The sequence below is a fragment of the Abyssibacter profundi genome (genome assembly GCF_003151135.1).
GTDB classification, from domain to species: Bacteria; Pseudomonadota; Gammaproteobacteria; order Nevskiales; family OUC007; genus Abyssibacter; species Abyssibacter profundi.
The window spans coordinates 1-13,375 of sequence record NZ_QEQK01000009.1 but is presented as its reverse complement, the minus strand read 5'-3'; the positions used below and the strand labels follow the sequence as shown (position 1 = coordinate 13,375).

The 13,375-nt window shown below is 60.4% G+C and carries 14 protein-coding genes; 4 read left to right on the top strand and 10 right to left on the bottom strand.

What is annotated here, in order from left to right:
* Window positions 1–21 precede the first annotated feature (21 nt).
* Both DEH80_RS10845 and DEH80_RS10840 read right to left on the bottom strand, forming a co-directional pair.
* Window positions 22–852, bottom strand: coding sequence for a copper resistance protein B (locus tag DEH80_RS10845; RefSeq protein ID WP_243412797.1), 831 nt, complete (start codon window positions 850–852; stop codon window positions 22–24).
* An 11-nt stretch (window positions 853–863) separates the two neighbouring features.
* Window positions 864–2,738 carry a copper resistance system multicopper oxidase gene (locus DEH80_RS10840; RefSeq protein ID WP_109720524.1) on the bottom strand — a complete coding sequence of 625 codons (1,875 nt, stop codon included), beginning with the start codon at window positions 2,736–2,738 and terminating at the stop codon, window positions 864–866.
* A 184-nt stretch (window positions 2,739–2,922) separates the two neighbouring features.
* Here DEH80_RS10840 and DEH80_RS10835 point away from each other — a divergent pair, with 184 nt between their 5' ends.
* The 3 genes from DEH80_RS10835 (at window position 2,923) to tadA (ending at window position 5,824) form a co-directional block, all read left to right on the top strand.
* Window positions 2,923–3,615, top strand: coding sequence for a heavy metal response regulator transcription factor (locus tag DEH80_RS10835; protein WP_109720523.1), 693 nt, complete (start codon window positions 2,923–2,925; stop codon window positions 3,613–3,615).
* Window positions 3,602–5,065 carry a Cu(+)/Ag(+) sensor histidine kinase gene (locus DEH80_RS10830; RefSeq protein ID WP_207774568.1) on the top strand — a complete coding sequence of 488 codons (1,464 nt, stop codon included), beginning with the start codon at window positions 3,602–3,604 and terminating at the stop codon, window positions 5,063–5,065. Before DEH80_RS10835 ends, DEH80_RS10830 begins: the two co-directional genes overlap by 14 nt.
* Before the next feature lie 261 nt (window positions 5,066–5,326).
* Entirely contained in the window at window positions 5,327–5,824 is a 498-nt protein-coding gene (gene tadA, locus DEH80_RS10825) for a tRNA adenosine(34) deaminase TadA (protein WP_109720522.1), read from the top strand.
* A 27-nt stretch (window positions 5,825–5,851) separates the two neighbouring features.
* Here the strand turns inward: tadA and DEH80_RS10820 are convergent, their stop codons facing one another.
* The 7 genes from DEH80_RS10820 to DEH80_RS10790 all read right to left on the bottom strand — a co-directional run bounded on the left by DEH80_RS10820 (window position 5,852) and on the right by DEH80_RS10790 (window position 10,799).
* The gene (locus DEH80_RS10820) at window positions 5,852–6,421 is read right to left on the bottom strand and encodes an NADPH-dependent FMN reductase (protein WP_109720521.1); all 570 of its coding nucleotides are present in this window, start codon (window positions 6,419–6,421) and stop codon (window positions 5,852–5,854) included.
* Window positions 6,422–6,438: 17 nt separating this feature from the next.
* A complete protein-coding gene (locus DEH80_RS10815; protein WP_109720520.1) occupies window positions 6,439–7,068 on the bottom strand; it encodes a carbonic anhydrase in 630 nt (209 codons plus the stop codon).
* A gap of 8 nt (window positions 7,069–7,076) precedes the next feature.
* Window positions 7,077–7,601, bottom strand: coding sequence for a GNAT family N-acetyltransferase (locus DEH80_RS10810; RefSeq protein ID WP_109720519.1), 525 nt, complete (start codon window positions 7,599–7,601; stop codon window positions 7,077–7,079).
* Window positions 7,602–7,659: 58 nt separating this feature from the next.
* On the bottom strand, window positions 7,660–8,133 hold the full coding sequence (locus DEH80_RS10805; protein ID WP_109720664.1) for a gamma-glutamylcyclotransferase family protein: 474 nt from the start codon (window positions 8,131–8,133) through the stop codon (window positions 7,660–7,662).
* Complete coding sequence (locus DEH80_RS10800) at window positions 8,088–8,831, bottom strand: dienelactone hydrolase family protein (protein WP_109720518.1); 744 nt, start codon at window positions 8,829–8,831, stop codon at window positions 8,088–8,090. The genes DEH80_RS10805 and DEH80_RS10800 overlap by 46 nt, the downstream gene beginning before the upstream one ends.
* 125 nt (window positions 8,832–8,956) lie before the next feature.
* Window positions 8,957–9,940: a DUF4382 domain-containing protein gene (locus DEH80_RS10795; protein WP_109720517.1), complete on the bottom strand. Its 984-nt coding sequence runs from the start codon at window positions 9,938–9,940 to the stop codon at window positions 8,957–8,959.
* A 19-nt stretch (window positions 9,941–9,959) separates the two neighbouring features.
* Window positions 9,960–10,799, bottom strand: a complete 840-nt coding sequence (locus tag DEH80_RS10790) for a DUF6502 family protein (RefSeq protein ID WP_133249211.1) — start codon at window positions 10,797–10,799, stop codon at window positions 9,960–9,962.
* Between the two features lie 255 nt (window positions 10,800–11,054).
* Here DEH80_RS10790 and DEH80_RS10785 point away from each other — a divergent pair, with 255 nt between their 5' ends.
* A complete protein-coding gene (locus DEH80_RS10785) occupies window positions 11,055–11,765 on the top strand; it encodes a hypothetical protein (RefSeq protein WP_133249210.1) in 711 nt (236 codons plus the stop codon).
* On the opposite strand, the gene DEH80_RS10780 is transcribed toward DEH80_RS10785, so the two are convergent.
* Window positions 11,762–13,141, bottom strand: a complete 1,380-nt coding sequence (locus DEH80_RS10780) for a flavin monoamine oxidase family protein (protein ID WP_109720514.1) — start codon at window positions 13,139–13,141, stop codon at window positions 11,762–11,764. The two genes, DEH80_RS10785 and DEH80_RS10780, sit on opposite strands and share 4 nt — an antisense overlap.
* Between the last annotated feature and the right edge of the window lie 234 nt (window positions 13,142–13,375).

Sequence of the window (13,375 nt, the reverse complement as noted above, 5' to 3'; positions counted from 1 at the left end):
TCCGTATCAACTTGGTTATTGTTAAAACCAGAATCGCAGTCCTGCGACGAATTGGGTGCCTGACGTATCTTCGCCTGCCGCACGGCGGTAATCGGCTGTGTCGCCATAGGTGTCTGTCCATTCCACACCGATGTAGGGTGCAAATTGACGGCTGAATTCGTAACGCAGGCGCAAGCCCACCGCGAGATCCGAGAGGCCCGACCCCAATCTATTATCAAGATCATCCTTGCCATACAGATTCAGTTCCGCGCGGGGCTGTAAAATGAGCCGCTGTGTCAGCAGCAACTCGTACTCGGTCTCGGCAGAGAATGCGGTCCGACCGTCGTCGCCAACATACGCAGTCACATCCAGCTCAAACCAGTAGGGTGCCAGGCCTTGGATACCAATTGCCAGCCACTGGCGATCCTTACCTTCGTTATACTGGTCGAGTCGAACGCCGAGCTGAGTGTCGAAATAGGCATTAAGCGCATGGCCCCACAACAGGTCGGTTGAACTTTCTTCCAGCGTGCCGTCTGCGATATCACCCTCCGCTTTGATGACAAAGCGGTTGTAGGTGGTGCCATACCAGGCCTGTATATCGTAAACCGTGCTCTCGCTGTCTTCGTGATACTCCAGGCGATCGCCCAGAACGGACCAGAAGGCGTGCTCGTCCGCCAGTTTCAGTTGCCGCGGCCCCGGCTGTGCATAGGGGCCTTCGGTCAAGGTGTAACCATCGGAATAAGCGTGGGGATCGCGGGCATCGGCAGGCGCTTTGCCACCTTGCATTTGCATCTCGCCGTGATCCATTTGTGCCAGTACCGTATTCACTTGAAGTGCGCCGACAATAAAAACCAGTGTTGTGAGATATTTCACCGTATTAAGCCTCATGACACCACCACTTCGCGGAACATGCCCGCATCCATATGAAACAGCAAATGGCAATGCCAGGCCCAGCGGCCCAAGTCATGGGGTGTGGTCAGATAACTGATACGCTGCGCTGGTTGCACGGGAATGGTATGGCGGCGAACCCGCAATTTACCCTGATCGGTTTCCAGTTCGCTCCACATGCCGTGTAAATGCATTGGGTGGGTCATCATGGTGTCGTTTTGCAGAATGATTCTAACGCGTTCATTGTGGCGCAGGGAGACCGGTGTGCTTTTACCGAATTCGAGTCCGTCGAAAGACCAGCTATAGCGTTCCATATTGCCGGTAAGGTGTAGTTCCAGCTCCCTCGCGGGCGGGCGGCGGTCATCCAGCACACCATCGATGGATTTCAGGTCGGCCAGCGTCAGCACTCGGTGACCCTGTGGGCGCAACCCACGCTGGCTTAAGTTGCGCAAGCCAATACCCGGGTCGTCGAGATTGGTGCGTGGCATGTCCACTCGCATATCCACCGAAGCAGCGTATTCAGTTCGTGCGTGGCGTATGGTGGATGAGGGTTTGGCAAGAGGGTTATCAGAAGCCCGCTGCATGCCGTGCATACTGTGATCCATGGCCATGCCACCGTGCATCTGGGAATGATCCATGGTGCTGTGATCCATGGCACCCATGCTCATGGACCCCTGATCCATACCGCTATGATTCATGCCTTCGTGACCAGTGCCATGACTCATAGCCCCCATCATGTCAGCCATGGTCAACCACTCAACCGGGTCAGGATCTGGTACTGGAGCGGTTAAGCCTTGCCGCACGGTCAGGGTGCCGCGGGCATAGCCGCTGCGTTCCATGCTCTGGGCGAAGATCGTATAAGCGTCGTCCTGTGGCTCGACCATGACATCGTAGGTTTCGCCGGGGCCAAAGCGGAATTCATCCACAGTGACCGGCTCGACATCCTGGCCATCTGCCTGGATCACCGTTAACTTCAAGCCGGGAATGCGAACATCATAAAAGCTATTGCTGGCGGCATTGATAAACCGCAGCCGTACGCGATCACCGCGCTGGAACAACCCGCTCCAATTGCCCGCCGGGGTGGTGCCATTCATTAGGAAGGTGAGGGTGGCCGCCGACAGGTCCGCCAGATCGGTCGGGTTCATCCGCATCTGGTTCCACATCTGGCGCTTTTCCAGGGCTGCCTGTAAGCCCATCTTTGAAACATCGGCTGTGAAATCGAAAAAGGTGGGCTGATTGAAGTTGTAGACATCGCTTTGTACTTTCAGCTTGCTGAAGGTATGCATTGGATCTTCGTCGGTCCAGTCGGACAGCTGCACCACATAATCCTGGTCGGCACGGTGTCTTTCGCCTGCCCGCGGCTCAATGATCAGGGCGCCGTACATCCCGGTCATCTCCTGAAAGCCGGAGTGACTGTGGTACCAATAGGTGCCGCTCTGCCGAAGTGTAAAGCGATAAACAAAGGTTTCTCCCGGTGCGATGCCTGGGTAGCTGATCCCCGGCACACCATCCATTTGATAGGGCAGCAAGATGCCGTGCCAGTGAATAGAGGTAGAAACAGGTAATCGGTTGGTGACGCGGATGGTGACGTCATCGCCCTCGCGCAGCCGTAGCGTCGGTGCCGGAATGGAGCCGTTGATGGTGGTAGCCATACGTGTGACACCGGTAAAATTGACAGGTGTTGCGGCGATTACCAGGTCGATTTCACGGCCGCTGAGTACCGGTGCCGAGCCCAGCGCGGTCGCGCCTTTTGCGGCGGCCTGCAACCAGGACGGTGTGGCGGCCAGCACGCCACCGGCTGCCAGGCCCTGCACGAAGCGGCGGCGACTAAGCTGCCAGGGCTGCTTGGGTCGGGGGAAACCATGGGTCATGAGTCAATCTCTTTTCGAATAAGTGATGGTTGTTCCACGTTCTGACTCCGCATACTAGCGAGCCGAGCCTGTCACCCGCATGACTTCAAAATGACAAAGTTGTAATCTAGTCGTCATCTTCTTGTGGGTTAGCCAGGTTTAGGCTGTTTCCAAACGCATTCTGAACATACGGAGCAGTGCAACGATGCGGCTATTGGTGGTCGAAGACGAAATCAAGACCGGCGATTATTTACAGCAGGGACTGACCGAGGCGGGCTTTCTGGTCACGCTGGTGCGCAATGGCCTCGACGGCCATCATTTGGCGATGACCGAGACCTTTGATTTGCTGGTGCTGGACGTCATGCTGCCGGATGTTGACGGCTGGCGAATCGTGCAGTCGTTGCGCGAGGCTGGCCGTCAGACACCAGTGCTGTTCCTGACCGCCCGCGACAGCGTGGATGACCGCGTTAAAGGCCTTGAATTGGGGGCTGATGATTACCTGGTCAAGCCCTTCGCTTTTGCCGAACTGCTGGCCCGGGTGCGCACTCTGTTGCGCCGCAGTGCGGTGCCGGTGATGACGGATCAGATCAGGGTCGCCGACCTCACCCTGGATTTGCCGCGGCACCGGGCCACGCGCGCCGGTCGCAGGATCAATCTCAGCCACAAGGAGTTTTGCCTGCTGGAACTGTTGGTCCGGCGGCAGGGTGAAGTATTACCGCGCTCCTTGATCGCCTCCCAGGTATGGGACATGAACTTCGATTCCGACACCAATGTGATTGATGTGGCCATACGGCGCCTAAGAGCAAAAATCGATGACGATTTTGAGCCCAAGCTGATTCACACCGTGCGTGGCATGGGTTACAAGCTGGAGGTTGAAGACGACCATGACGAAGGTTAGCCTCGTCCGGAGACGACCGCTGTCACTCAACAGCCGGGTGATGTTGTTTGTCGCGATCGCCATCAGCCTGAGTCTGCTGATGATCGGCCATCTGGTGCAAAACGAGGTAGAGCGCCATTTTGCTGAACAGGATGCCGACGAATTGGTGGTGATTACCCGTGCTGTTGAGAAGGCCCTGCAAACGGCGAAGGATCAGGGTCTGGCTCCGGAGGACGCCCTTGCGCGAGCTGTGTCTGGCCATCACGGCGTCTATTTTCAAGTTTGGGATGATACTGGACGTTTGGTCTATAGTTCCGTGGATACCGGATCTTTGCTACAGGCGAACACCTATGCCCCTGTGGCCCGCATCCAGGTAGACAATCTTTACACCTGGCAATCTGATGGCAAAACCTACCGTGGCACTGCCACCCAAGCTCGTATCGGTGGTCAGGACTATCGCATCATTGCTGCCATCGATATGGATTTCCACATCCACTTTCTGGAAAATTTTCGTCGCAGTTTGTGGATGATCATGGTGGCGGCAGGGGCCATCACTCTCCTGGCGGCCTGGTATGGCGTGCATCAGGGGTATGCCCCAATACGTACTCTCAGTGAGTCTATGGGTAATGTCCAGGCGGATCGGCTGCATGTGCGTCTCGATCCCGATACCGTACCGGGGGAGCTGAAAACGCTGGTTGATTCGTTCAACCATATGATTGGGCGATTGGAGGACAGTTTTGTTCGACTTTCTCATTTCTCTGCTGATATCGCCCATGAATTGCGCACACCGCTAACCAACCTGATCACCCAGACCCAGGTGGGTTTGGGTAAGTCCAGAAGCCTGGAAGAATATCGCGAACTGTTATATTCAAACCTGGAAGAACAGGAGCGCCTGACCAAAATGGTTAATGACATGCTCTGGCTGGCCCAGAGCGAACACGGCCTGCTCAAGCCTGTCTGGGAACCGCTGGATCTGGCTCGTGAAGTGCGCGAGCTGTTCGATTTTTTCGAGGCGCTGGCGGAGGAAAAACACATCGAATTGGTATTGGAGGGAAAGGCGCCGATCATACAGGGTGACCGCGCCATGCTGAGGCGCGCGTTATCTAATCTGCTGTCCAATGCCCTACGTCATGCGCCCGCGGGGGCAAGTGTGCTGATCCGGCTGGATTCATCGGGTGAGGGTAGGGCGTTACTCAGCGTACAGAATCCGGGGCCAGAAATTCCAGCCGAGCATTTGCTCAGGATTTTCGACCGGTTTTACCGGGTCGATCCTTCCCGGCAACGCCAAAGCGAAGGTGCTGGCTTGGGGCTGGCTATCGTCAAGTCCATAGTCGAGGCCCATGAAGGAAACATCGCGGTGATCTCCGAACGCGGCGTCACGCGCTTTACGATCAGATTTCCCAGAACAGGTGATGCAGGGAATATTGCGATGCGTGGTTTGCATCGAAGGCTCGTGTCGAGAGAACTGTAAAATTGTGAACGTCAGTATTAGGCTGTTGATATTCAATAGGGATGGAGCATTTCTATAGTGCTGGTAGGATTTTGGTCAAGGCTGGTTGGCTCGCGGCCTTTGAATTGACCCGTTTTCAAAAAAAGGATTTATTTTTAATAAATTTCTGAGCATGGTATTTTTCATGGTATTACCGATTAGCGGGAAAATAAGTCGTTGAATACAAAAGATAAAAATGGCTTATTGATAATCGAGTGGGAATAGGCCGCGAGCCCTGCGGCTATGGCTGAGCAGCCGGATGCTTTAGAGGCAGACGCGCAGCAGGCGATCGACCAGCGCTGGATGCAGCATGCGCTGTCGCTTGCCGAGCGGGCGGCCGAAGCGGGCGAGGTCCCTGTCGGAGCGGTGATCGTGCACAACGGCCAGTTGCTGGCCGAGGGCTGGAATCGACCCATTGAGTTGTCCGACCCGACGGCCCACGCCGAAATCCAGGCCCTGCGGGCCGCGGCCGCCAAGATGGGTAATTACCGGCTGGTCGACTGCGATTTGTATGTGACGCTGGAACCTTGTGCCATGTGTGCCGGGGCCATCATCACGGCACGCATTCGCCGCGTTGTGTACGGCGCTGATGATGTGCGAGCTGGCGCGGCCGGCTCGGTATTCAACGTGCTACCCGGCGAACAGCTCAACCATCGTTGCGGACTACGGGCGGGCCTGGAGGCCGATGCCTCGGCGCAGATGTTGAGGAATTTTTTCCGCGCGCGGCGTCAGCGGCGCTAGATCAGCGTTTCCCTAGGATAGGTTGCGTCACGGGGCCGTGTCCGCAGCGGCGGCCTTCGGTGCCATCAAGTGGCGCAGGGCTTCATCCAGCGCCTGCTGCTGCGCCGGGTCGGTAAGTCCGTCAGCCTCTGAGAAGGCCTGCTCAAAGCGTGGCAAGGAAAAAGTCGCCCGAACCTCGCCACCCTGAAATCCCGCGCGCTCGCTGGCCATCTTGAGCACACTGGCGCCGCCGCGCCCACCCGGTGAGGTGGAGAGCATGAGCAGTGGCTTGCCCTGGTACAGCTTGGTTTCGATGCGCGAGGCCCAGTCGAACACGTTCTTGAACGCAACGGTATAGGCGCCGTTGTGCTCTGCAAACGAAATGATCACGCGGTCGGCCCAGGCCAACCGGTCGAGAAACCGCTGTGCCAGCGCCGGCACGCCGCTGCTGTGTTCCCGGTCGATGCTGTAGATCGGCATCTCGAAGTCGTTGAGATCGAGCATATCGATCTCGGCGTCGGGCACGTGATGGCTGCGCAACCGCTGCAATGCATATCGCGCCAGACGCGCATTGATGGAGCGGCGGCTGTTGCTGGCGCCGAAGCCGAGTACTCGCATGCGGTGCAGCCGGGGGCCTAGCCCGGCATCCCATCAAAAAAGTCGACCTGCCCGGTTTCCAGCGAGTACTCGGCGCCGACGACCATCAGCCCGTCATCGCGAATCAATGTTTCCAGGATTCTCGAGCCGTGGCGCAGCTGGTTGGCAGAGGCGGCAATGTTTGCACGCACGGCGCGGCCGACCAGGTCACCGGGCGGGGTATCTGGGTAGGCGTCGCGTAGCGGCGCCACGGCCGGACGAATCCGATCCACGATGGCATGCAGATTCGGCGAACGGGATTCTGGCGGTTCGTCCAGCTGCTGCAGGGTTGCGGTGACGGCGCCGCACTGCGTATGGCCCATTACCACGACCAACCGGGTGCCAAAGTGTTCGGCTGCGAATTCGACGCTGCCGACCAGCGACGGCGCGATGACATTGCCGGCCACGCGAATGACGAACAGGTCGCCAAGCCCCTGATCAAAGATCAGTTCCGCAGGTGCACGGGAGTCGGAGCATCCGAGCACGATGGCAAAGGGCTCCTGACCGGCGAGCAGGGCGGCACGACGCTCCGGGCTGCTGAGCTGGCTGGCCGCCATGCCGGGGTCGGTCTGGACAAAGCGTTCATTACCTGCCTGCAGGCGTTGAAGAGCTTCTGTGGCTGAGATCATCGGTGGTCCTACGATGGTGTTTCCGTGAAGAGCGATTCGTTGCCGGTGAGCGGCTTGTGCATGACATGCGCATCCACCCGCCCGTGCACGGGATGGTCGAATGCGTCCGGCAGGGTTCCGACTATTGCGAAACCCAGCCGTTTCCACAAGCGCAGGGCACCCAGGTTGGTTGCCACGACAAAGTTAAACTGCATCGCGGTAAACCCCAAGGCATGGGCGTGATCCTGGGCATGGACGCACAAGGCTGAGGCCACGCCGCGTCCCCGCGCAGCCGGGTCGACCGCAAATGCGGCATTGGCCACGTGGGCCCCGCCGCCATCCTGGTTAGCCTTGATGATGGAGGTCCCGAGCACCCGACCATCGCAATCGCAGGCCACAAACGTACGGAGCGGTCGGCTAAACCAGTCGCGACGGGCCGACTGTTCGTCAATCCGCGGATCAACCGCGTAGGTCTCACCGCTGCGAAAGACGGGTTCGAGGATGGCCCATATGCTGGGCCAGTCCTTGGGTTGGGCGAAGCGGATCGAAAACATGGCGAGATGATGTCTGGGACTGTCGATCGAGTCGAGGTGCCCGGTACTCAAACGCGCGCTATCGGCTGCTTTGACGCCATGCAAACAAGTCTGACTTGCATCCGGCCGCGAGGCGTTTGACGACCGGGCGCCGCCGGCTGTTGCGGTTGTAGCGGTACATCCAACACCGCAGGGCTTCGCCTGAATCTAACCAGACGGTTTCCAGCACTCTTCGGTACTCGCCGAAGCGCACGAAGCCGGGTCCCGCCTGCTCGTACCGATCAACCCGGGCAAGCGCGCGGTGATCGGGCAGCAGGCAGACCCAACCCTCCACCCATTGATCGAGTCGCACCGCGTCGATGAGCCCTGGATAGCGCCCCAGATCGACGAGCCGGCCACGGACGCGTGCGCGACCCACCCAGCGGACGGGGCGGCCAATCAACGATCGAATCGGGCAGCTCGTATCCGGTTGCAGGCTGCCGTAGACGAACAGCCGGTGGCTCCAGGCTAACGCGCCAACCTTTGCTCGAGGAATGTCAGAAAAGCGTCCCATGAATGCTGATCAGCGTCGGCGCGGTAGCTGTCCTGCCCGAACACGGTGAAGGCATGGGGGGCGCCGCCATAGGTCGTCATGCTGTGCGGCAGACCGGCGGCTTCCAGCGCCTCGGCCAGCGCGGCGAACTGCGCCATGCTGATATGCGAGTCGGCTGTGCCGTGTTGGATGAGGTACGCGCCCTTGGCACGATCATAGTTCTGGCCCTGTCGTGTCCCCAGCCCGCCGTGGAAGGTGGCAAAGCCTTCCAGGTCGGCGCCGGACCGCGCCAGTTCCAGCACCGCTGCACCGCCGAAACAATAGCCCATGGCCACGGCTCGACGGGTGTCGGCCCCTAATCCCCGCGCTGCTCTCAGGGCGCCTTGCATCAGTGCGCGGAGTTTCTCCCGGTTCTGATACAGCTCGCCGGTATGCGCACGCTTGTCTTCAACTGTGGTTGGGCGCTTGCCCTGGCCGAATAAGTCGGCGGCGAATACGGCATAGCCCTGGCTAGCCAGCATGTCGGCACGACGGATTTCATACTCTGTCAGTCCATCCCAGTCGTGTAGCAGCAGCACCAATGGCGCATCGGGCGCGGGGGTGACGAAATAGCCTTCATACGGCTGTTGATCGACGCTGTATTGCGCGGGTTGGCCCACGCTGGCGAGGGCCAGGCCAGGGGCCAACAGCAGGCAGGCAATGAATCGGCGATGACGCATGCGACAGCTCCATGAATGACTAACCGCAGACTAACGCACCCCCAGGCGACCGTTCACCCATAGAAAAAGGCGACCCGGGCAGGGCCGCCTTTGTTGGGCGTGGCATTAGGCCACTGGGCTGCCGCCTATTCCGGGCTGGTTTCGGCTGCGGCCTCGAAGTTGACCGTGGTTTCGCCGTCGGCATTGATGGTGATGTTGTTCGCGACGTCACCAAATCCAATCGCGTCGTCCTGCTCGCTATTGTCATCACGGGCCTGGCAGGTGAAAGCCGCCGTGTACTCGCCTGCCAGCAGGAAGCCGACCTCGTACTCATAGCCGACGACCGCGTCTGATTCGTCGGTGACGGGCGTGAGCAGCGCCGTGGTGAGCGGATCGACATCCTCCTCGGTTGAGGTGTCGACGTCATCCGGCACGGTGGTCCCGCCGGCGAAGACGTACACGGCTCCACCGTCACCCGTCGTCGGGTCTGCGCTGGCACAGGCAGCGTCGGCGAACAGGTCGGGATCGACGGTGCCGGTCAAAGTACCCACCTCGGCATTGTCGACCACCCGCACCACTGGGCGCAGGTTGTAGCAGTTGGTTGCCCCACGCTCGGCGATGGATTGACGCAGATCAAAATCCACCGTGTAGGCTGCCGACTGGCCGGCTGCAACAGTGATCGGCCCCTGGAATTTCAGGCCGGATTGCGCGCCGCTCGGGACCACCAACGGGTAGTCGACGCCGTCGATGGTGATGTACGACGGTAGCGGGTCCGGAATGTTGTTGCAGCTCGGGGCCACGGCATCAACGATGAGCCGCACCTGCTCGTATGTGCCGACCGGAACTTCCTCGCCCTCGACCAGGAATGCGCTGTTGTTGCCCTGCAGGGCCAGCAGATCGATTTGCTGTGGGGTGTCGAGGGTAAACGTCTGACGGACAGCATCATCGTCGCCCAGCAACTGGACTTCGGTGAAGGTCACCACCACCGCATCGGCATTGTCGACTGGCGCGTCGGTGACGCCAAGGGAGACGAAACCGGTGCCGGTGATATCGGCGCTGCTGCTGCCGCCGCCACACGCAGATAGGGCGAAGGCGAAAGCGGTCGGCAGGATGAAGCGTGTGCTGCTCATGATGACTCTCCGAGAACTGTTAACTGGATTCAACGGTACTGGTCGGAACGTCCGTGCCGGACTCGCTGAATACGTAGATCCCCATCCCCGCAAACTCTCCACCGGTTTCGGTTCTGTGCTGAGCCAGTTCCGAATCCAGGTGTCGTAATAAATCCATTCCCTGGTTGGCAGCAGCGGCAGTTAGTGCCGCGACGCCAGCGGGAGTAAGGTCGTTAAAACTGACCTTTCGCTGAAATTTTGGTGACTGCGGGTGCTCAAGATTCCAGCCGATGGTTTCCAGAAGAGCGGCCACGTCCGTGCCCATGAACTCGAGTTTCGCGGAGGAGTCCTGGTATGGCACGTAACCGTCGACGCGCAGCGCGATCCGGCCAGGACGGGTCGCATCATCATCAGCCGATCGGGCGACGCCGGTGTTCAGTAGCTCACGCGTCACCGCCGTGATCGGGACGTCCGGGCAAACCGTGCTACGCAGCGCCTCGATAGATGGAGCAGGGCCGAGGACCGGTAACTCCCGTGGGTGCCCCTCCGAGTCCTGGTACGCCGGGTCGCGAATCCAGGTCGACACAATGCGCAACGCCGGGTTGTACATCTGAGGCGGGCTGTCGGTTGTCGCGAGCCGCTGTACGCGGGCAACGTCTCGACGATTCAGCCCGGTCATCAATGCCACACGCGACTTGCTTGCCGGCCGTGATCGCAGGCCGAATTCTTCGGTTGCGACCGTTACGAAGACGCGTTTTGCGGTTTCTGCAAATGCGGTATAGCCAATGCCCTGGCGGAGCAGTACACGCGCCAGCGCGGTCAGGATGCGCTCAAGCGCGCGCTGCACCCGGCTCTGTGCCGCAGGGTCGAATTGCGTCATCGAGTCCATAATTGGCAGTGTGATGCCAAATACTTTCCTGTGCAACTCGTATCCGTATACTGGTCGCACAGACCTCGCACAACGCGCGATCAATGCAATCGTGCTGGCAGGTCGTCACATTGAATACATCTGGGGAATTACATGAATGCTCTGAACCGCGCGTGTGCAGCGGCACTCGTTTGCTTCGCGTCAGTAGGATCGACAGTCGCGTCGCCTAGCGCTCCGTTGGATGAACTGGCCCTTCAGTCGATCGTCGTGGCTGCTAAACCCTTGGCCGAAACCTTGGCCACCCAGTACGCGGGTGGCGACGCTGTGCCGGCAACGACCGCGGAGCTGTACCAGCTGGAGTACATCGGCTACCGGAGTGCGTTTCAGGGACTCGCCATTTCGACGCTTTCGATGTTGACACTACTGCAGGATGCGCAGGCCCCAGGGCGGTCACCGGCTGCTCTGCAGCTTGATACCAACGCTGATGGTCGGCTCGATCTGCTGGACTTCGCCGCTGTTGAAGGGTCGGGCGATCAGTTTGAAACGGCTCGACCGGCATTTCAGGATCTGAGTGGCACCGGTTGGATCGGGCCTTACCTATGGCAGACGCCGATGTACGGTGAACGTGATATCACCGGAACCGGATTCGACCTGAGTGTGCGGGCGACTCGGTCGATGACCCAGGACCGGGACATCACCGGTACAGGTTTCGATCTGATTCTGGACCTTGGTGAGTCGATGCGTGAGGAGCGGGATATTACCGGCACCGGGTTCGATGCGGTCATGGAGCGACTAGCAGCGTTGCAGGTCAACCGAGACATTACCGGCACGGGTCGCGTGAGTGCCGACAGCTTCGACATCCTCGGCCAGCAGGTGATCAACGCCATGAATCGTCTGGCGGCTGATGACGTGGCCGGGGCGGGGGCTGAGCTGGTACTGGGTTATCTGGCCGCCGCGGCGATGCTGACGGAAGACTAGCGGCGACGATCGGCCAGCGCGATCCGCACTTCATCCGCGGCGCGCTGGCCGGATCGGATGGCGCCTTCGATATATCCGCAGAACTCGGTGGCGGTTTCCGTGCCTGCCCAGTGGATGCCCGACCATGGCGTGCGCAGGGCAGGGCCCAGTTCGGTGAGCAGCCCTGGGGTCATGAGCCCCACGTAGCAGCCGCGCGACCAGGGGTCGCTAATCCAGTCGTGTTCGACGTAATCCAACGGGTCAGCCGCGTCCGGGCCGAAGTAGCGGACCAAGCTGTCCAGCACCGCACGGCGTCGTTCGTCCGGCGTGTGCGCAGACCAGATGCGTGCCGGACCACCATCGATGAACCCCACCAGCGCACCGGATGAGCCGTCTTGCGGTGAAGCATCGAACACGGTGTTGAACGGCAGGCTGTGGCTGACGGCCTCGCCCGATAAACCGGCCTGTCGCCAGAACGGTGTTGGATACGCCACGACCACCTTGATGACCGAGCCCATGGGCATGCGATTGGCCAGCTGCGCGCGGTTGGCGGGCAGCGCGGGTTCGAACGCGATGCGATCCTGGAGTGCAGGCGGCAGAGCGCAAACCAGTCGCCGGGCATGCCAGCTGCGCTGTTCGCGATCCTCGACGCGCCAGCCCTGTTCGGTCAGCGTCACCCGGCTGACATCAGCCTGTAGCGTGACACGGTCATCGGCGCGCAACGGGGCGGCCAGGTGCTCAGCCAGTTGCACCATGCCGCCGTCCACCGTGGCGGCCTGCGCGCCGCCGTCGACTGAGGTCAGCGCTTCGAAGCCCTTGTTTGAGGCGCAGTAGAACAGAAAGCCGAGCAAGGACAGCATGCCGGGTTCAGCTGTCATGACGGATCGCACGGCGATGTCAAAAATCTCGCGCCCCGTCCGCGTCCGCAGATGTCGCTGTTTCCAGGTGGCCAGGGTTTCGTGATCCCAGTCCCGGGCTTTCGCCGATTCCCAGGGGGTCTCCAAATTCAGCGTCTGGCTGGCGCGGTTGATGCGCCGGATCGCCCGGTCGAGTTCCAGCAGCGCGAGCGGATTGGCATTGGGGATGAGACCGCGATACCGCTTAAGACGGTCCCGGCCGCCGCTGGCCAGGTGGAGCAGGCGCGCGCCCTGGGCATATTGCGGAACGATGTTCGCGCCCGCTGCCTGGGCCAGCGCCGTCAGTTCGGCGTGGTCAGCCCCGATCCACTGGCCGCCGATGTCCACGGTGCGCCCCGCTAGCGGGGCGACACGGGTCCGGCCGCCGAGGCGGTCCCTGGCTTCCAGCAGGTGTACGGCAAGCCCCGCCGCCTGCAGTCGATTGGCACATTGCAGGCCGGCGAAGCCGCCGCCAATGACCAAGCAGTCGAGTGTATTCATGGCAATGGCGCACCTAGGGGAAACACTGATCTATTCGCGCCGCCAAGTTGCTGCCTGCAAACAGGCCAGGCAAGGCGCGAGGAGCTAAGTTTGGTCATTCCAAATGAACGACGAGCAACGCAGTCTGGCCTGTTTGCAGGCGCAATCCAGACGGAACGGGCCGGTTTTCCCGCGATCCTGCGTTGCGAAGCGCGTCCATGCGCTTCGCCCTTCGGGCCGGCCTGCGGCCGTCCG